This window comes from Rhodococcus sp. DK176 (genome assembly GCF_038447315.2).
Lineage (GTDB): Bacteria > Actinomycetota > Actinomycetes > Mycobacteriales > Mycobacteriaceae > Rhodococcus_F > Rhodococcus_F jostii_A.
This window is the reverse complement of the sequence record NZ_CP118321.2, coordinates 6,707,393-6,726,064: the sequence shown is the minus strand read 5'-3', so window position 1 is coordinate 6,726,064 and position 18,672 is coordinate 6,707,393. Positions and strand designations below refer to the sequence as shown.

General features: G+C 66.8%; 15 protein-coding genes. 7 read left to right on the top strand and 8 right to left on the bottom strand.

Annotated elements, in window-relative coordinates:
* Positions 1–14 precede the first annotated feature (14 nt).
* The 5 genes from fadD5 to PSR88_RS31070 all read right to left on the bottom strand — a co-directional run bounded on the left by fadD5 (position 15) and on the right by PSR88_RS31070 (position 6,943).
* Complete coding sequence (fadD5, locus tag PSR88_RS31090; protein WP_016883246.1) at positions 15–1,607, bottom strand: fatty-acid--CoA ligase FadD5; 1,593 nt, start codon at positions 1,605–1,607, stop codon at positions 15–17.
* Positions 1,608–1,733: 126 nt separating this feature from the next.
* Positions 1,734–2,525, bottom strand: a complete 792-nt coding sequence (locus tag PSR88_RS31085; RefSeq protein WP_016883247.1) for an enoyl-CoA hydratase — start codon at positions 2,523–2,525, stop codon at positions 1,734–1,736.
* The gene (locus PSR88_RS31080; protein WP_016883248.1) at positions 2,522–3,511 is read right to left on the bottom strand and encodes an NAD(P)H-dependent flavin oxidoreductase; all 990 of its coding nucleotides are present in this window, start codon (positions 3,509–3,511) and stop codon (positions 2,522–2,524) included. Before PSR88_RS31080 ends, PSR88_RS31085 begins: the two co-directional genes overlap by 4 nt.
* Position 3,512: 1 nt before the next feature.
* The gene (locus PSR88_RS31075) at positions 3,513–5,687 is read right to left on the bottom strand and encodes a 3-hydroxyacyl-CoA dehydrogenase NAD-binding domain-containing protein (protein WP_016883249.1); all 2,175 of its coding nucleotides are present in this window, start codon (positions 5,685–5,687) and stop codon (positions 3,513–3,515) included.
* Between the two features lie 20 nt (positions 5,688–5,707).
* A complete protein-coding gene (locus tag PSR88_RS31070; RefSeq protein ID WP_016883250.1) occupies positions 5,708–6,943 on the bottom strand; it encodes an acetyl-CoA C-acetyltransferase in 1,236 nt (411 codons plus the stop codon).
* A gap of 272 nt (positions 6,944–7,215) precedes the next feature.
* Here PSR88_RS31070 and PSR88_RS31065 point away from each other — a divergent pair, with 272 nt between their 5' ends.
* A complete protein-coding gene (locus PSR88_RS31065) occupies positions 7,216–8,454 on the top strand; it encodes a TetR/AcrR family transcriptional regulator (RefSeq protein WP_011598142.1) in 1,239 nt (412 codons plus the stop codon).
* 39 nt (positions 8,455–8,493) lie between these two features.
* Here PSR88_RS31065 and PSR88_RS31060 read toward each other — a convergent pair whose 3' ends face one another.
* Together PSR88_RS31060 and PSR88_RS31055 are read right to left on the bottom strand one after the other, a co-directional pair.
* Positions 8,494–9,426, bottom strand: a complete 933-nt coding sequence (locus PSR88_RS31060; RefSeq protein ID WP_016883251.1) for an oxygenase MpaB family protein — start codon at positions 9,424–9,426, stop codon at positions 8,494–8,496.
* Positions 9,427–9,449: 23 nt separating this feature from the next.
* Positions 9,450–10,982, bottom strand: coding sequence for an aldehyde dehydrogenase family protein (locus tag PSR88_RS31055; RefSeq protein WP_016883252.1), 1,533 nt, complete (start codon positions 10,980–10,982; stop codon positions 9,450–9,452).
* A gap of 150 nt (positions 10,983–11,132) precedes the next feature.
* Here PSR88_RS31055 and PSR88_RS31050 point away from each other — a divergent pair, with 150 nt between their 5' ends.
* Together PSR88_RS31050 and PSR88_RS31045 are read left to right on the top strand one after the other, a co-directional pair.
* Positions 11,133–12,275, top strand: a complete 1,143-nt coding sequence (locus PSR88_RS31050; RefSeq protein WP_016883253.1) for an acyl-CoA dehydrogenase family protein — start codon at positions 11,133–11,135, stop codon at positions 12,273–12,275.
* 47 nt (positions 12,276–12,322) lie between these two features.
* Positions 12,323–13,018 carry a GntR family transcriptional regulator gene (locus PSR88_RS31045; RefSeq protein ID WP_009479348.1) on the top strand — a complete coding sequence of 232 codons (696 nt, stop codon included), beginning with the start codon at positions 12,323–12,325 and terminating at the stop codon, positions 13,016–13,018.
* Positions 13,019–13,045: 27 nt separating this feature from the next.
* Here PSR88_RS31045 and PSR88_RS31040 read toward each other — a convergent pair whose 3' ends face one another.
* The gene (locus tag PSR88_RS31040) at positions 13,046–13,981 is read right to left on the bottom strand and encodes an esterase/lipase family protein (protein WP_016883254.1); all 936 of its coding nucleotides are present in this window, start codon (positions 13,979–13,981) and stop codon (positions 13,046–13,048) included.
* 230 nt (positions 13,982–14,211) lie between these two features.
* Between PSR88_RS31040 and PSR88_RS31035 the strand changes: the two genes are divergently transcribed.
* Genes PSR88_RS31035 through PSR88_RS31020 form a run of 4 tightly spaced genes read left to right on the top strand, consistent with a single transcriptional unit; the run spans position 14,212 to position 18,606 of the window.
* Positions 14,212–14,649, top strand: coding sequence for a chorismate mutase family protein (locus PSR88_RS31035; RefSeq protein WP_011598136.1), 438 nt, complete (start codon positions 14,212–14,214; stop codon positions 14,647–14,649).
* On the top strand, positions 14,649–16,721 hold the full coding sequence (gene pabB / locus PSR88_RS31030) for an aminodeoxychorismate synthase component I (RefSeq protein WP_016883255.1): 2,073 nt from the start codon (positions 14,649–14,651) through the stop codon (positions 16,719–16,721). The genes PSR88_RS31035 and pabB overlap by 1 nt, the downstream gene beginning before the upstream one ends.
* Positions 16,718–17,650 carry a prephenate dehydrogenase/arogenate dehydrogenase family protein gene (locus tag PSR88_RS31025; protein WP_016883256.1) on the top strand — a complete coding sequence of 311 codons (933 nt, stop codon included), beginning with the start codon at positions 16,718–16,720 and terminating at the stop codon, positions 17,648–17,650. The genes pabB and PSR88_RS31025 overlap by 4 nt, the downstream gene beginning before the upstream one ends.
* A complete protein-coding gene (locus tag PSR88_RS31020) occupies positions 17,647–18,606 on the top strand; it encodes an AurF N-oxygenase family protein (RefSeq protein WP_016883257.1) in 960 nt (319 codons plus the stop codon). The genes PSR88_RS31025 and PSR88_RS31020 overlap by 4 nt, the downstream gene beginning before the upstream one ends.
* The last annotated feature ends 66 nt before the right edge of the window (positions 18,607–18,672 follow it).

The window sequence follows — 18,672 nt, the reverse complement described above, 5'->3', positions numbered from 1 at the left end:
TGTTCGATACGGGGTCAGACGACCGCGACGCCGGTTGCGCCGTGGGCCTTTCGGAGCTCGCCTTTGACGACCTTGCCGCTGGCGTTGCGGGGCAGAGCGTCGACGATCACGACGTCTTTCGGGTGCTTGTACCGGGCGAGCTTGTCGTCGAGCCACGCCGCGAGTTCTTCCACGGTGAGGTCGGATCCCTCGTCGTCGAGTGCGACGACGGCGACGGGCACCTCGGTCCACTTGGGATCGGGCCGGCCGACGACGGCGGCCTCCCGGATCCGCGGGTGTCCGAACAGGACGTTCTCCACCTCGGCGCAGTAGATGTTCTCGCCGCCGGAGATGATCATGTCCTTCTTCCGGTCGACGACGTAGACGAATCCTTCGTCGTCCTGTCGCACCAGATCTCCGGAATGGAACCACCCGCCTGCGAACGCGTCCGCCGTGGCGGCCGGGTTCTGCCAGTACTCCAGCATCATCGTCGGTCCGCGGTAGACGATCTCGCCGACGGTCCCGGGTGCGACGTCGTTCATGTCGTCGTCGACGACGCGCGTCTGGATCGTCGGGATCGGCTTGCCCACCGAGCCCAGCTTGCGGATCGCGTCGTCACCGTCGAGGACACAGGTGATGGGCGACATCTCGGTCTGCCCGAACACCGCGACTATGAGCGCCCGCGGGAACGTGTCCGCCATGGCGCGCAGCACCGTATCCGATGCGGGCGCCGCCCCCCAGCTGATGACGCGGAGGGCGAGATCGCGACCCCGGACGGTCGGGTCGGCGCAGACGGCCTGCCACTGCACCGGCACGAGGAACACCGTCGTGATCCGCTCCTGCTCCCACACGTCGAGCATCTCGGTGGGGTTGAACGCCTTGAGGGGGTGAATCACCGTGGTACCCCCGAGCATCAGCATCGGGGCGACGGAACCGAGCGCGGCCACGTGGAACACGGGGGACGCGAGAAACCCGATGTCGTCGCCGCGGTCGTAACGCATCGCGCGGAGACAGGTGATGGACTGTCCGACCATGTTCGAGTGCGACAGCACCGCACCCTTGGGCGTACCCGTCGTTCCGGACGTGTAGAGGATCAGCGACGGTGTGTCCTCCGGCAGATCGACGCGGGCATGGGCCGGGCCGTCCTCCGACACGAGTTCTTCGTAACCGAGCACGTCGGCTTCCGTGTCGGCGCCGATGTTCACGACCAGGCTCAGTCCGGGAACGTCCTGCCGCACCGCGGCGACCAGCGGTGCGAGCGCGGGCTCGGTGAACACCGCACGAGCCCCCGAGTCACGGGCGATGAACGCGACCTCGGGTGGGGTGAGCCGGAAGTTGACGGGAACCGCGATGGCGCCGAGGGCGTTGATCGCAAGAACCGCCTCGAAGAACTCGGTGCGGTTGAGGGTGAGCAGCAGGACACGGTCGCCGAAGTTCACACCGCGCCGGGACAGTGCGCCGGCGAGCGCCTCCGATCGGTCGTGCAAGTCGCGCCAGGTCGTACTGTGGCCGAGAAAGCGGAACGCGGCCTGATCGGGCTTCATCTCCGCGTGTGAGGCAACCCAGTTGTTCCAGTGGTTGCGGCGGGATTGCAGTGGCTGCTCCAGCAGCTCGCTACGTGACGACATGTGGTGGTGGTCCCTTCGCTGTACTCGTGCCCGGCGCCTGTGTGCCTGTTCGGACCTGCACCGAGATGTGACGAGTATTACAGATCTCGACGTCTATCGGAACAATCTTGTTAACCGCAATTCGCATCAGCTCCGGAAGTTCGGAGTGCGTTTCGCGAGCATCGCGGTGACCCCTTCGACGAAGTCGGGGCCCTGCAACAGTTCCGTTTGGCCCGCCTTCTCGCGGTCGAGCGATGCGTCCAGAGCTGTCAGTGTCGCTGCGGTGAGTGCCCGCTTGGTGAGTTCGATGGCCCGCCTCGGACCACGAGCCAGCCGGACCGCCACGGCATCGACGTGCGCGGCGAGTTCGTCCGGTGGGAGAACACCCGCGATCAGGCCCTCCCGCTCCGCCTCCGCGGCGGGCAGGCGCTCCCCGAGGAGAGCCATCCGGGTGGCCCGCGCCCGGCCGATGGACGCCGCGATCAGCGCGCTGGAACCGCCGTCGGGCATCAACCCGATGTTGACGAACGCGAGGAGTAGATAGGCATTCTCGGAGGCGTACGTCAGATCGGCGGTCAGAGCGATAGACGCCCCGACCCCCGCGGCCGCCCCGTTCACCTGCGCGATGACCGGAACGGGCAACTCGACGATGGCACGAACCACCCGGTTGGCGGAGTCCATGACCACCTCGGCGGGCGCTTCCCGGCCTCCGGCCGCGGCGGCCGCCGCGAGGTCCGCGCCCGTGCTGAACGCCTTGCCCGCCCCCGCGATGACCACGACACGAACGGAGGAGTCCGTGGCGGCTGCAGTGAGCACGTCTCCCAGCGCCGTCATGTGCGCCAGGTCGAGGGCGTTCATCCGGTCGGGCCGGTCGATCGTGATCCGGAGGATCCCGGCCTCGTTGACGACGCGTAGCCCGTCGACCGCCGGGGCGGTCACGACACCGCGCCGATACGCGAGTCGACCGTGCTCGCGAGCCGCCCGGTGATGATCGATTGCGCCTCCGTGACCATCCGGGTCACGAGTTCGCGCACCGTCGGGATGTCGTCGATCAGGCCCTGGCTCTGTCCCGCGGTCCAGATTCCGGCGTCGAGATCGCCCTTTTCGAACACCGTGCGTCCCCGGGCTCCGGCGACGAGATGCTGGATGTCGGCGAATTCGCAGCCACGGGATTCGATGCCGACCACCTCGATGCTGACCGCGTTGGTCGCGACGCGGGCGGTGTTGCGAAGGGAGCGGAAGATGAGTTCGGTGTCGCGTTCGGTGTTGGCGACGATCCGTTCCTTGACGGCGCGTGCCACCGGGGATTCGACCGTGCACATGAATCGGGTGCCCATGTTCACGCCGTCGGCGCCGAGTGCGAGTGCTGCGACGAGACCACGCGCGTCCGCGATACCACCGGACGCGATCAGGGGGATCGTGAGCTTTCGGGCGGCTGCCGGGATCAGAATCAGGCCCGCGACGTCGTCCTCACCCGGGTGCCCTGCGCATTCGAAGCCGTCGATGCTGACCGCGTCGACACCTACCTGTTCCGCCTTCACCGCGTGCCGCACGCTCGTGCACTTGTGGATCACCTTGATCCCCGCGTCCTTGAGGTGCGGGAGGTGGTCCGCCGGATTGGAGCCGGCGGTCTCGACGATGCCGATTCCGGAATCGATGATCGCCTGGCGGTACTCGGCGTACGGCGGCGGGTTGATCGACGGGAGGATCGTCAGATTCACACCGAAGGGCTTGTCGGTGAGCTCCCGTGTGCGGGCGATCTCCGCGACGAGATCTTCGGGAGTCGGCTGGGTGAGCGCGGTGAGAAATCCGAGCGCCCCCGAATCGGCCACGGCCGCTACGAGTTCGGCACGGCCGACCCACATCATGCCGCCCTGGACGATCGGATGCTCGACACCGAAGGCCTCGGTGAATTTCGTCCTCAAATCAGTTCACCTCTTCGAACGTGCCGCCTGTGGCGGCCTTGTCCAGCAGCAGTTGGGGTGGAAGGAATCGGTCGCCGTACCGCGCGGCCAGCAGTTGCGCCCGGGAGACGAATCCCTGGATCCCGCCCGGGTACTGGTCGATGTAGCGGGCCACGCCCCCGGTCCAGCCGGGGTAGCCGATGCCGAGAATGGAACCGACATTGGCGTCGGTGGTCGACTCGAGCACACCCTCTTCCAGGCATCGGACCGTCTCGACGGCCTCGATGAAGAGCATCCGCTCCTTGATGTCCTCGAACGGGATCTCGGTATGCGCACCATCGCGCCGGAACATCTCGAGCCCGGACCACAATCCGACCCGCCTACCGTCCGCGTACTCGTAGAAACCGGCGCCCGTGGAGCGGCCCTTGCGACCGAATTCGTCGATCATGCGATCGACGACGGCATCCGCCGGATGCGGCTCCCAGGTCTTCCCGTCGGCGAGTATCGCGGCCTTCGTCTCCTCGCGGATCTTGCGGGGCAGAGTGAGCGTGAGTTCGTCCATCAACGCGAGGACGGGAGCGGGATATCCGGCCTGCGACACCGCCTGCTCGATCGACACCGGGGAGACGCCCTCGCCGAGCATCGCGATGCCTTCGTTGGTGAAGGTACCGATGACGCGGCTCGTGAAGAAACCGCGGCTGTCGTTGACGACGATCGGAGTCTTGCCGATCTGCCGGACCACGGCGAGCGCGCGTCCGAGCGCGTCGTCGCTGGTCTTCTCGCCCTTGATGATCTCGACCAGGGGCATCTTGTCGACCGGCGAGAAGAAGTGCAGGCCGATGAAGTCCTCGGTACGCGACACGTTCTCGCCGAGGAGGGTGATCGGCAATGTCGACGTGTTGGTGCAGAGCAGCGCGTCGGGCGCGATGAAGCCGTCGATCTCGGCGAACACCGTGTTCTTCACGGCCGGGTCCTCGAACACGGCCTCGATGACCAGCTGGGCACCTGCGGTGTCCTCGGGCCGGTCGGTGGGGAGGATTCGCGCGAGGATCGTTTCGGCCTTCCCGGCGGACGTCCGGCCCTTGGCGACTGCCTTGTCCAGAAGAGTCTTCGAGTACCCCTTGCCCTTCTCGGCCGCGGCCAGGCTCACGTCCTTCAGCACCACGTTCATGCCCGACTCGGCACACACGTACGCGATGGCCGCGCCCATCATCCCCGCGCCGAGCACCGCGACGGTGCCGACGGGTGCGCGGTCGGCACCGCCGTACTGGTTGACCAGACTGTTGGCCTTCTGGAGGTCGAAGAAGAACGCGCGGATCATGTTCTTCGAGATCTGCCCCGTCGCCAGCCCGGCGAAGTAGCGGTTCTCGATCTTCTGAGCCGTGTCGAAGTCGACGAGCGCACCTTCGACGGCAGCGCTCATGACCGCGATCGGAGCCGGATAGGGCGCGCCTTTGAGCTGTTTCCGCAGGTTGGCGGGGAAGGCGGGAAGATTCGCGGCCAGCGCCGGGGACGCGGGAGTTCCACCGGGAATCCGGTACCCCTGCACGTCCCACGGCTGCACTGCATCGGGGTTGTCGGCTATCCACTTCTTCGCCGCGGGCACCAGGTGGTCGACATCGTCCACGAGCTCGTCGATCAGACCGAGACCGTGCGCCTTCTCCGCTGTGTGGCGCTGCCCCTGCAGGAGAACCTGCGTGAGGGCGGAGACGACTCCGAGCAGGCGCACCGTCCGGACCACACCTCCCCCGCCGGGAAGGAGCCCGAGCGTCACCTCGGGGAGTCCGATCTGCACGCCTGCGGCATTCAGCGCGATCCGATGGTGGGTGGCGAGTGCGATCTCGAGTCCGCCGCCGAGAGCGGCGCCGCCGATGGCCGCGACGACGGGCCTGCCCAGCGTCTCCAGCCTGCGCAGTGGTTCCTTGATTCGGTCGACGTTCGCCATCACCGCCTCTGCCTGTCCCGCGCGGGACTTCAGGATGTCATTGAGGTCGCCGCCGGCGAAGAACGTCTTCTTCGCGGAGGTGACCACGACTCCGGCAATGGTGTCGCGCTCGGTGGTCAAGCGGTCGACGACCTCGCCCAGGGACACGATGAACCCCTCGTTCATCGTGTTCGCGGACTGGGCGGGGTCGTCGAGAACGAGGGTGACGATTCCGTCCGCGTCCTTCTCGTACCGAATTGTGCTGTCAGTCATGCTGTTCGCTTCTCCTGTGGTCAGTGCTGGATGCGTTCGACGACCGTCGCGATGCCCATGCCCGCGCCGACGCACAGGGTGGCCAGGCCGTAACGCTTGCCTCGACGTTCGAGTTCGTCGAGCAGCGTGCCGAGGATCATTGCGCCGGTGGCGCCCAGGGGGTGGCCCATCGCGATGGCGCCACCGTTCACGTTCACCTTGTCGAGCGGGATCTCGAGGTCTTTGGCAAACTTCAGTGCCACGGAGGCGAATGCCTCGTTGATCTCGAACAGATCGATGTCGGAGACGGCCAGTCCGGCTTTCGCGAGTGCTTTGCGCGCGGACGGCGCGGGACCGGTGAGCATGATCGTCGACTCGGAGCCGATGACGGCCGTGGACACGATCCGGCCGCGCGGCGCGAGGCCGGCGCGTTCGCCGGCTTCGGCGCTGCCGATGAGCATCAGGGAGGCACCGTCCACGATTCCGGACGAGTTGCCGGCGTGGTGGACATGATCGATGCGCTCCACCCAGTGGTATTTCTGCAGTGCCACCGCGGAGAATCCGCCTTGCTCCCCCAGCGCGGCGAATGACGGCTTCAACGCCGCCAGGCCCTCGACGGTGGCGCCGGGCCGCATGTGCTCGTCCCGGTCGAGGACGACGACACCGTTGCGATCCCGCACCGGGACGACCGAGCGGTCGAACCGTCCGCGGGCCCACGCCTCGGCCGCCAGTTCCTGTGAGCGAACCGCGAACTCGTCGACCTGGCAGCGACCGAATCCCTCGATGGTCGCGATGAGATCGGCGCCGATCCCCTGCGGAACCATGTACGTGTCGTAGTTGGTCGCCGGATCGAGTCCCCATGCACCGCCGTCCGACCCCATGGGAACCTTCGACATGGACTCGACGCCACCGGCGAGAACGAAGTCTTCCCAGCCGGACGCCACTTTCTGCGCGGCGAGGTTGACGGCCTCGAGCCCGGAGGCGCAGAAGCGGTTGATCTGGACACCCGCGACGGTCTCGGGCAGTCCGGCAGCCAGCGCCGCGACCCGCGGAAGCACGCCGCCCTGTTCACCCAGCGGCGACACGATGCCGAGCACGATGTCGTCGATCAGTGCCGGGTCCAGATTCGGATTCCGGACCTGGATCTCCTCGATCAACCCGACCGCCAGGTCGATGGGCTTGGTGCCGTGCAGGGCACCGTTGCTCTTGCCCCGCCCACGGGGGGTTCTGATCGCGTCGAAGATCAATGCCTGCCCGCTCTGCCGGGTTGCACTCATGATCCAGCTACCTCCGATAGTTCGAAATGTGACATCCAGGAGCGCACGACCGTCAGGAGACCGCGGACACATGCGAATTGCGGTTAACTTATTCCGCTTGTTCCTTACGTGTCAATACCCCCACGACACCTCCGCAGCCGGATTCACCGGCATTTTCCGAGAATGCGGCGTGGCGCTTTCTTCGCACGCGACCCTCAGCCGACCCGACGATGCGAAAGTCTCGGTTAAGATGATCGACAGTTAAACTGGCAGATGACTGCCGATTACTGGAGGTGACCGTGGCTCGGACCAGCACGGCGGCCGGTGCCGCCACCGAGCGGCCGATCCGCCGTCGCCCGAAGAACCGCAAGGCCCAGATCGCGAACGTCGCTGCCGAGGCCTTCAGCGAGCGCGGCTACCACGCGGTCGGCGTCGACGAGATCGCCGCCACCATCGGGATCTCCGGCCCCGCCCTCTACCGGCACTACCCCAACAAGTACGCCCTGCTCGTACACGCCGCCACCACGACGGCCGACGCTCTGCAGGCAGCCGCGGACGGCGCGCTCGAGGGGATGGCCGAACGCGAGCCCGGAGACCGCCTCGACCATCTGGTCTCCGCGCTCGTCGCGAACACCATCGAGAACCGCAAGGTCGCCGGGCTCTACCGCTGGGAGGGCCGGTACCTCGAGGCCGAGGATCGCACGCGAATCCGCGACGTCTTCGTTCACGTCACCCAGTGCGTGGCGGGCCCCCTGCGGGAACTGCGCCCCGAACTCACGTCCGTCGACGCCACGACGCTGGGGGCGTCGACACTGAGCGTGATGGGGAGCATCAGCGCACACCGCACCACCCTCGCGACGCGCCGGCTCGACGCGCTGTTGAAGTCGGCGTGCGAATCGATCCTGCGTGCGACACTGCCTCCCGCCGTCCCGGCCGACGGAAGGAACGCGGGCACAGGTGCGGTACGCGGCCTGGCGGTGACATCCAAGCGCGAGTTGCTGATCAACGAGGCCGTGAAGATATTCGACCGGCACGGCTATCACGACTCGAGCATCGAAGAAATCGGCGCCGCGGCCGGCATCAACGCGTCGAGTGTGTACCGCCACTTCCCCAGCAAGGCCGACCTTCTCGCAGCGGTGTTCTACCGTGCGTCCGACCGGCTGGCCGTGGCCACCTCGGCGGCGCTGTCCACCGCCACCGGCCCCGAGGATGCGCTCCGCAAACTCGCGGAGTCCTATCTGGAACTCTCCTTCCGGAACCCGGAAGTGCTGTCGGTGTACTTCGCGGAGATCGGGAATCTCCCGAAGAACGAGCGGACCAATCTCCGCAACGTGCAGCGCCTGCACGTCGAGGAGTGGGTCCACCTGGTGACCACCGTGCGCTCCGAACTCTCGGCTCCGGAGGCACGGTTCCTGGTTCACGCGGCGCTGGGATTGGTTCTCGATATCGGCCGACTGGTCCACTTCGACACCCGCGAGGAGTCGCGTGCGCGTCTCCACACCCTGATGACGGCGGTACTGCTCGGCCACTGAGGCCGTGCCCCTGGACGAATCACCCAGGGACACAGCCCGTCATGCGACCCGTCGACGGGCTCCACGGTGATTGTCGCCGTCCGCCCCCAGGTCCCGGGGACGGTAGCCGACCGGGTATCCGGGGTAGCTCCGGTTGTGCCGATCCCGGGCGGCCTTGGACTCCCGCCGCGGCGGCAGGTAGCGCACGAACCTCGCCCGTATCCCCAGCGCACGGCGGGACGCGTTCTGCAGCCAGATCGGGGCGGCGGGAAACCCGAACGCCGACAGCATCATCGGGTCGAGGAGGGCGTAGACCCCCTGAGCGACGAGCGGCCGGAGGGGCGCCGGAAACCAGGAGCAGAACAGCTTCAGTGTGTAGGTACCGACGCGATGGTTGTCGTCGGTGTACCGGAAATGCCGCCGCTCGTAGTCGACCTTGAACCGGTAGAAGGCCTCGAAATCTTCGGGAATGTTCTTGATTCCCATGCGGATTCCCACCTGACGGTAGAAATGGAAACACGCGAGACGCTCGTTCGGGGTCAGCCGCCGCCACCCGAAGCGTTCGATCCAGTCGATCGGCTCGTAGATGAAGGTGGTCAGCACGTACAGCATGTCGTCGTTGTCGATGTCGTACTTGGCGTGCATGCGGTTCACGACGCGCAGCGATTCGACGCCGCGCTCGGAGTCGTAGCCGTGTTCGACGAGTTCGGCCATCAGCAGCGCGGTGTCGTCGTACCGTTTCTGTGGTCGTTTCTCGAACTCACCGGTGCGCTGCAGCAGTTCCGAAATGGTGGGGACGCAGTACGTCCGGAACAGCGCGAACTCGAGGGATCGCTGGTAGTCCCACGGAAATTCGTAGCCGGCCGTGATGCGATGGATCTCCTGGTGATCCCGAACCGGGTCGAGTTCCTCGATGCGGCGCTGCCAGCCGTGCCTGCCCCGCGGAATCCCGCCCGGCGCGCCGCTGTCGGCGCGCTTGGTCTTCATCAACATGTGAATACCCTCCTGCCGTGTGATCAGCGTCCGTGCCGGTTCTTCAACATCCAGGCCGAGATCTTCATGTCCCGCGACTTGCGCTGCATGGTGAGCAGGTTCAGCGGAGCCGTGAACTTCTGCCTGGCGATGGATTTGACCCGGCTGAATTCACGCAGACCGTCGGCGCCGTGGATGCGGCCGAAGCCCGAATCTCCGACACCGCCGAACGGCAGCGCCGCCACACCGGCGAACCCGAGCACCGAACCGATCGTCACGACTCCGGTCCTGAGCTTCTCGGCAGCCTGCATCGCCTTCGTCGCGTCCTTGGTGAAGATGGATGCGCCGAGCCCGAACGTGGTGCCGTTGGCCTTCGTGACCGCTTCGTCGAGGCTGGCAACCTTGTTGATGACGACCGTGGGGCCGAACGTCTCTTCGCGGATCGCGGTGCTGTCCTCGGGAACGCCGGTCAGCACGATCGGCCCGACGTAGCCGTCCTTGATGGAGTCCAGTCCGCCGACCACCGCGGATCCGCCCTTGTCGAGTGCGTCCTGGACGTGACTGCGGACGACGTCGGACTGGCCGGCCATCGTCATCGGACCGTAGGCGGCGTCCCGGGGGCCGGGGTGCAGGGCCTTCGACTTCTCGGCGACCAGTCGGACGAACTCGTCGTAGACCGAGTCGACGACATAGATGCGCTCGACGCCGGCGCACGTCTGTCCGGCGTTGCCCATCGCGCCGAACACCGCGAAGCCGGCCGCCTCGTCGAGATTCGCGTCGGCGTCGACGAGCATGGCGTCCTTGCCGCCCGCCTCGACGACGAGGGGGGTGAGCGTTTCGGCGCACGCGGCCATGACGCGCTTGCCGGTGGCGGCAGATCCGGTGAAGGCGATCTTGTCGACCCCGGCCGAGACGAGCGCCGCGCCGGTCGATCCGTCTCCGGTGACCACCTGCAGCACGGGCTGGTTGGGAACGAGCGCCTTCCACTTGTCGGCGAGCCACACCGCGACCCCGGGGGTCAGCTCGCTGGGTTTGAAGACCACGGTATTGCCTGCCGCCAGCGCATAGGAGATCGAACCCATCGGCGTGTAGACGGGGTAGTTCCACGGCCCGATGACACCGACCACACCCATCGGCTCGTATCCGACGCTGCTGGCCTGGTTCGCGCTGACCAGGCCGGACGGCACCTTGCGCCGTTTCAGGACCTTGCCCGCGTTCTTCGCGGCCCAGTCGAGGTGTTCGACGGCGAGCATCACTTCGAGGAGCGCGTCGTCGTCCGGCTTACCGGTTTCGGCGGCGACGAGTGCGGCGAGCTGCTCACCGTCTCGTGCGACGGACTTCTTCCAGTCGAGAAGCCATTGCTTGCGGCCGTCGAATCCGAGAGCGTTCCACCACTGCGCGGCCGCTCGGGCCGCGTCGACGGCGTCGCGCACCTCCGGCTCCCCCTGGATCGGGTACTCGGCCAGGACGTTGCCATTGCGCGGGTCCAGGGACGCGAACGTCTTCGGCGCCTGCTCCGTCGGGGCTGCGGGCTGTTCGCCGGCCGTCGTCTCGGTCGTCTCCGCCTGCTGTGGCATGGTCTGTCCTCCCTCGAGATCACATCAAATATATGTGATGTAATGTAGTGGACATCACAGTATGCGGCAGACCCCATCGCGGCAAGCCCCGCACAGTCACTCCGGCCGACCGATTCACCGGCCGAATCAACCATGAGGAGTCCCCCGGACATGAGCGTCGAATTCACCAGTGAACAGAAGGACTTCGCGTCGGCTATCGCCGATTTCTGCAAGCGCGAGAGCGGCACCCGCGAGCAGCGCGACAGGCTGACGAATCACGGCGAGCACAACCACAATCAGGACGTCTACGAGAAGATGGCCAAGCTGGGCTGGCTGGGCATCACCATTCCCGAGGAGTACGACGGCTCGGCCGCCAGCCACGTCGACATGTGCATCCTGCTCGAGGAGGCCGCCAAGGGCATGGCACCCATCGGCGGCATCGGTCCCACCCTGATCACGGGCGGCGCCTACGCGAAGTTCGGAACAGACGCACAGAAGGACGTCGTGCTGCGCGGCATCGTGGCAGGCCGATCGCAGTCCATCTCGATGTCCGAGCCGGAAGCCGGTTCCGATGTCGGCAACCTCAGCACCCGCGCGGAAAAGACCGCCGACGGCTGGGTGATCAACGGTCAGAAGACGTGGTGCTCCAACGCGCACTTCGCCGACAACATCCTGCTCGTGGCCCGCACCGGGCGCGGCGACGGCAAGCACGAAGGCCTCACCATGTTCCACGTCCCCGCGGATACCGCCGGGCTGAAGATCAGCGGCATCGACACGATGGGCGGCAAGGAGGTCAACGATCTCTACTTCACCGATTGCGTCCTGCCCGAGGACGCGGTGGTGGGCGAGGTCGGCAACGGCTGGCGCCAGCTGATGACCGGCCTGAACTTCGAACGCCTGATCCTCGCCGCCATGATGCTCGGCACCGCGCAGCGCGCGTTCGCCGACACCCTCGACTTCGTCACCCAGCGAAAGCAGTTCGGGCGGCCCGTCGGATCGTTCCAGGCGCTGCGCCATCGCATCGCCGATCTCGCGACGGAGATCGAGTGCTGCAAGCTGCTCGTCTACAGCGTCGCCAAGGACGTCGACGCGAACCCGGACAAGATGCTGGCCCGCGAGGCGTCGATGGCCAAACTGAAGGTCACGGAGACGGCGAAGAAGGTCGCGCTCGAGGGTATGCAGATGATGGGCGGGTACGGCTACGCCACCGAGTTCGACATGGAGAAGCACGTCCGCTCCACCATCGTGTCGACCATCTACGGCGGTACCAACGAGATTCAGCGCGACATCATCGGCAAGACCTACGGCTTGTAATCATCCCCTGCGGTTTATGCTGGTTTGCCGCATCGAAGGAGTTCTCCATGGCATCGCCCTCCGTGTCACGATCCCCAGCGGGCCGCACCCTGCGCCGCCGACCCCAGCTGTCGGACGACGTCGCCGTGCACGTCCGCAACCTGATCATGTCCGGGGGCGTTCGCCCGGGTGACTTCATCCGCCTCGACGAGACTGCGGCAGACCTGGGGGTCAGCGTCACACCTGTCCGTGAGGCGCTTCTGACCCTGCGGGGCGAGGGACTCGTCGAACTGGTTCCTCACCGCGGGTACGTCGTCGCACCGCTCAGCCGGGACGACATCCACGACCTCTTCTGGCTGCAGGGGCAGATCGCCGAGGAACTCGCGGTCCGCGCGACACGGTCGGCCACCCCGGAGGCCGTGGAAGAGCTGACCGCGATCAACGAGAAGCTGCGGCGCGCCGTCGAGGACGGCGACGCCGGCCGCATCGAGGACCTCGAGTTCTCGTTCCACCGGGTCATCAACCGGCTTGCCGACGCGAGCAAGCTGTCGTGGTTCCTGCTCAGCGCCACCCGCTACACCCCGGTGCAGTTCTATTCGTCCGATCCGGCCTGGGGTGAGTCGGCGGTCGACAGCCATCGCCGTCTCATCGCCGCCCTCGCCGACGGGAAGGCCGAAGTGGTGGGTGCCGAGAACAAGGCCCACTTCATCGACGGCGCCCAGCGACTGGTCGCGCATCTCGACGAGGTCGGCATCTGGGACTGACCGGCACTACCGGTCCCCGGCGCCGGGTCAGCACGGTGCGGGGTTGCGATCTCCGTAGGTGGGGTCCAGCGCCCGCTGGATGATGTACACGGCCCGCGCATCGGTGGTCAGCTGGCCGTGTTCGGCCGTGTTCGTCTCGCAGCCGTCCTGGAGCCAGATGTTGTGCACGACGGCCCCCGGACCAGCCGCCAGGAACGTGTTCTCCGGCGGGGTCGACACAGTATCCCTGCGGCTGGCGACCACCGTGTACTCGATGCCCGGGTCGGTGTCGCCGCCCGCGTTGAGGAGTTGGAGGAAGGGCGAGCCCACCATCTGCTGGATGTAGGACGGCCCGACCGCGACACCGGCGAGCGTCGTGACCGGCACGCCCAGTGCCTGAGCGATTGCACCGAGCGCCTGGACGTCCCCGAAGCTGGTGCCGTGGTTGGTGGCACCGAGCGTGACGAGCGAGTGCACCTTGTTCAGCGCGGGGTTCGTTGGGTCGGCGCCGCCGTCGAACCGCAGGTACTGGCGGGACACCGTGCCACCGAGCGAATGCCCGATCATGTCGACCTGCGAAGCGCCGGTGGTGGTACGGACCTGGTCGACGAAACCGGCGAGCTGCCGCGCGGACTCCGCGATGTCGGCGCCGCCGAACATGCGCATCAGGTTGCCCTCGGTCAGACCGGCAGCCTGTCCGTAGTTGAGGGCGAAGACGCAGTACCCCTCCGCCGTGAGCGCCGGGGCGAGGTCCTTCCACGTTCCCACCATGCCGGTCCAGGTGCCGTGCACCAGTACGACGGGACGCGGGTGCGCCGCGGACGGCTTACAGCTCCAGTCGTTCGCCCCCGGCAGTACCGACGGGTCGGCCGCGGGTGCGGGTTCCGCTTCCACGGGATCCGCTGCCGCTGGTGCCACACCGCAGAGCATCACGATGCCTGCCAGCGCGAACAACAGGGCCTTACCGGCCGACGATATACGCATATTCCTCGTATCCTGAGTTGACGGAAATAGACTTCAGGTTACGTTACCCAACTGTCCATCGAAGTCTCAACCTGAGATCGAGACTCTGGGGGTGATAACCCACACGATTCGTCTTCGGCTGATCACAGACAGTCCTCCCGGCCATCCGGAAGGCTCGCCGAAACGAACCACCAACGACACACGATAGTCGGGATGAGAAAGCTACTGCCAATCGAGTGAGTGGGGCGATTATGTATTTCTCCGTAGAACAGCGGAACGGCGACGATTCCGGAGAGCATTCTGACGCCTCGGCGCAGCAGGCACTCGACGGTCTGCGCGCCGAACTCGACGCAGTCGACGCGACCCTTCTCGACGCGGTCCGGCAGCGCTTGGAGGTGTGCCTGCGCATCGGCGAACTGAAGCGACGCGAGCACATCGCCATGATGCAGCCCGGCCGGATCCACATCGTCCGCGAACGGGCACGACAGTACGCGGACAGCCACTCACTGTCCCCGGAGTTCTTCGACTCGCTTTACGACCTTCTCATCGCCGAGACCTGCAGGCTCGAGGACCTCGTGATCAACGCGGAGCCCGCCGACGAGGGCCCTCACCACAACGGACGCCACGACCACCATGACAACCACCACGTTCGTCACAGTTCCGTGCCCTCTGCGAATGTCGAGTCGTGATGAGTACCCGGACGCTCTTGGTCGACAATTACGATTCCTTCACCTACAACCTGTTCACCCTGCTGGCCGAGGTGAACGGTGAACCCCCCACGGTCGTGCACAACGATGTGGAGTGGGATTCGATCCCCTGGTCCGACTTCGACAACATCGTCATCTCCCCCGGCCCCGGACGCCCGGAGCGGCAACGGGACTTCGGCATCAGTGCGCGCGTCATCACGGAGACCGCACTCCCCGTCCTCGGCGTGTGCCTCGGCCATCAGGGGCTGTGTCAGCTGTTCGGTGGCAGTGTGGTTCTCGCACCCGAACCGATGCACGGCCGCGTGTCCCTCGTCGAACACAACGGTTCCGAACTCTTCGCGGGCATTCCGTCACCGTTTCCGACGGTGCGCTACCACTCGCTGATCGTCGAGGATCTCCCCGACGACCTCGAGGCCACCGCCTGGACCGCCGACGGCCTGCTGATGGGTGTCCGTCACCGCACTCGTCCGCTGTGGGGCGTCCAGTTCCACCCCGAGTCGATCAGCACCGCCTTCGGTCACGAACTGCTCGCGAACTTCCGCGATCTCACGCAGACGCATTCCGGGACATCCACGCACGGTTCCATGCTCAGAATCCCGATTCCCCACGCGCCGTACGTGATCCAGCAGGTGCGCGTCGACCACGAAGTCGATCCCCGCACCACGTTCGAGGATCTCTTCGCGTCCGGGCCCAACGCGTTCTGGCTGGACGGGACGTCGGCGTCGGAACCGAATTCGCGGTTCACCATCATGGGCAATTGTTCCGGCCCCCGCGCCGAATACATCACGTACGACGTCAGCGAAGCGATCGTCCGGATCACTCGCGAGGGGTTGCCGGTCGAACAGGTACATGCACCGTTCTTCGACTACCTCGAGCGGCAACTGCAGGCCCGGTCGGTGCCCGGCCTCCCGGGGGTGCCGTTCGGCCTCGGCTACGTGGGGTACCTCGGCTACGAACTGAAGGCCGAGACCGGCGGCACGGCGGCCCACAAGTCGCCCACCCCGGACGCCGCGCTGGTGTTCGCGGACCGCGCTGTCGTCATCGACCATTCCGGCGAGCGCACCTACGCGCTGTGCCTGAGCGATCACCAGGACGATCCGGAGTTGCGCCGCTGGCTCGACGAGATGGAGGTGGCGCTGCATCGGCTGGCCGAGCCGGACAACCCGCCGACCGCGGTGTCGCCGATCCGGAAGCCGGAGTCCGCCGAACTCGCCCTGCGCCACGATCACGACAAATACCTCGAACACATCGGGACCTCGCTCGGCGAGATCCGGACCGGCGAGTCCTACGAGGTGTGCCTGACCAACATGGCGACGGTGGACCAGTCGATCGATCCCCTGCACACGTTCGAGTTGCTGCGCTCCATCAGCCCCACCCCGTACAGCGCGTACCTCCAGTTCGCCGGTCTGTCGGTTCTCAGCGCCTCCCCCGAACGGTTCCTCAGGATCGGAGCGGACCGGGTGGTGGAGTCCAAACCCATCAAGGGGACGCGTCCGCGCGGCGCGACCCCCGCCAAGGACGCGGCGCTGCGGCAGGACCTGCTCGACAGCGAGAAGGACCGCGCCGAGAACCTGATGATCGTCGACCTGACGCGCAACGATCTGGCCCGGGTGTGCGTTCCCGGATCGGTGCACGTTCCCAAGCTCTTCGACGTCGAGACGTACGCGGCCGTGCATCAACTCGTGTCGACCGTGCGCGGGACGCTCAGCGCCGACGCCTCCGTCGTCGAGTGCGTTCGCGCCGCCTTCCCGGGCGGATCGATGACGGGCGCCCCGAAGATCCGGACCATGGAGATCATCGACCGGCTCGAGTCCGGGCCTCGCGGTGTGTATTCCGGATCGATCGGCTACTTCTCACTGACGGGGACGGCCGACCTGTCGATCGTCATCCGCACGATCGTCGCCACGGATACCGAGGTGACGTTCGGCATCGGCGGCGCGATCACCGCCCTCTCCGACCCGGAGGAGGAGTTCGACGAGGCGATGGTCAAGGCCGCCACCATGTTGCGGGCACTGACCGTGACGGCAGACCGGCCGAACGAGATCGGGCCGTGAACGTCCCGGCCGCATCCACCCGGACCGTCGCGCTGATCGGCGGTTCCGGCGATGTCGGCCGGATGCTGGCGGCTCGGCTGCGCGCCGACGGAAACACGGTGCGCACCATCGACATCCGATTCACCGACCGGTCCGACCCGGATCAGGTGAAGGGGGACGTCACCGACCCGTCGCCGGAGCTGCGGGCGGTGGTGCACGCCGCCGATGCGGTAATCCTCGCGATCCCCGAAAGCGTCGCTCTGGAGGCGATTCCGTTCGTCGTCGCGGAATTGCCCGAACACGCCCTGCTGGTCGACACGCTGTCCGTGAAGTCCCGATTCGACGCCGCCCTGCGTGACAGCGCGTTGCGCAACGGCGCGGTGGGCATCAACCCGATGTTCGCGCCTTCCCTCGGGCCGGAGGGCCGCCCCGTCGCGGCGGTGACCTACCGGGACAGCGGTGAGGTCGAGTGGTTCCTGTCGGTGCTGTCCGGCTGGGGGTCGTCGGTGGTCCGCCTGGACGCCGAACACCACGACCGGCTCACGGCAGCGACCCAGGCACTGACCCACGCCGGCGTCCTCGCGTTCGGCCTCGCGCTCGCGGACCTCGGTGGCGACGGCGCCGAACTCACCGCGGTGGCAACCCCTCCCCACCTCGTGTCGCTCGCGCTCCTCGCGCGGGTCGGCGGAGGTGTCCCGGAGGTCTACCGGGACATCCAGGCGGGCAATCCCTTCGCGGGCGAGGCCCGCCGCGCGCTCGCCGCGGCGCTGACCACTCTCACGGAAACCGTCGAGCAGGGCTCGGAGGATGATTTCGCCACGCTCATGTCCCGCTCGACGTCGACGCTCGGCGGCCGGAGCGAACCCCTCGCCCGGCTGTGCGCCGACCTCTTCACCGATCTCGTTCGCAGACAGCCGCAGTCGTGGGACAGGAATGGAGATTCGTCATGACGCCCCAGAAGACTCCTTCGCTCCCGGAGTACGACCCGTCTGATCCGGTGGAGAGCGCCGTCGTGTCCCGACTCGCCCGGAACTGGGGACAGCGGGCGACCGTGAAGAAGCCGGAACCGGACCTCGACGCGCTGTTCGATCTCGACAAGCAGGACTACCCGAACGAGTTGCTGCCCTTCGCCGATCACGATCGGTTCCTCGGCATGCGCGAGGAGCAACGGAACCAGCTCCGGGCGTGGGCCTGGATCGCTTTCAACAAGAACGTCATGGACATCGAGCAGTACGTGGTCAATCCCGGGTTCGACCTCGTCGCGCACGACGCCCTGGACACCGGGCTCGGCGACACGTTCGCCGTGGCCGTCCACCAGGCGATGGTCGACGAGCAGTACCACACCCTCATGCACCTGAACGCGAGCGCGGTCACGCGCAGGCAACGCGGTTGGGCCATGCCGAACAACGCCCTTCCCGACGTCCTGACGTTGCGCCGTCAACGCGCGGCGACCGCCGATGCCGCCGACCCGAGGAAGCGGGCGATCACCACGTTCGCCTTCATGACGGTGGCGGAGATCTCGATCAGCTCCTACCTCGACCTGATCTCCGAGAACGACGTCATCCAGCCGGTCAACCGGGCGACGGTCCGCCTCCACAACCGCGACGAGTACTGTCACGCCTCGATCGCCGACGACATCGCGGGCGTCGTCTACGACACGCTGAGCCCCGACGACCGCCGCCACTTCCTGGACGGGCTCGTCGACGCGATGACGGCATTCAGCAGCAACGACTACTCGACGTGGCACACCATCGTCGACATCCTGGACCTGGACGGCGGTCAGGCGATGATCGACGACGCCGAACACGACACCCGCCGATCCGCACTGGTCCAGGATTTCAGTGGGATCCACAAGCTGTGCAAGCACCTCGGCGTCGCGGGCGAGATGTCCTTCGAGTGGGCCTGACTCCGCGGCGACGGAAACAGACGGGGCCACGTGGTGGGAAGGCTCGGAGCCTCCCCACCACGGGCC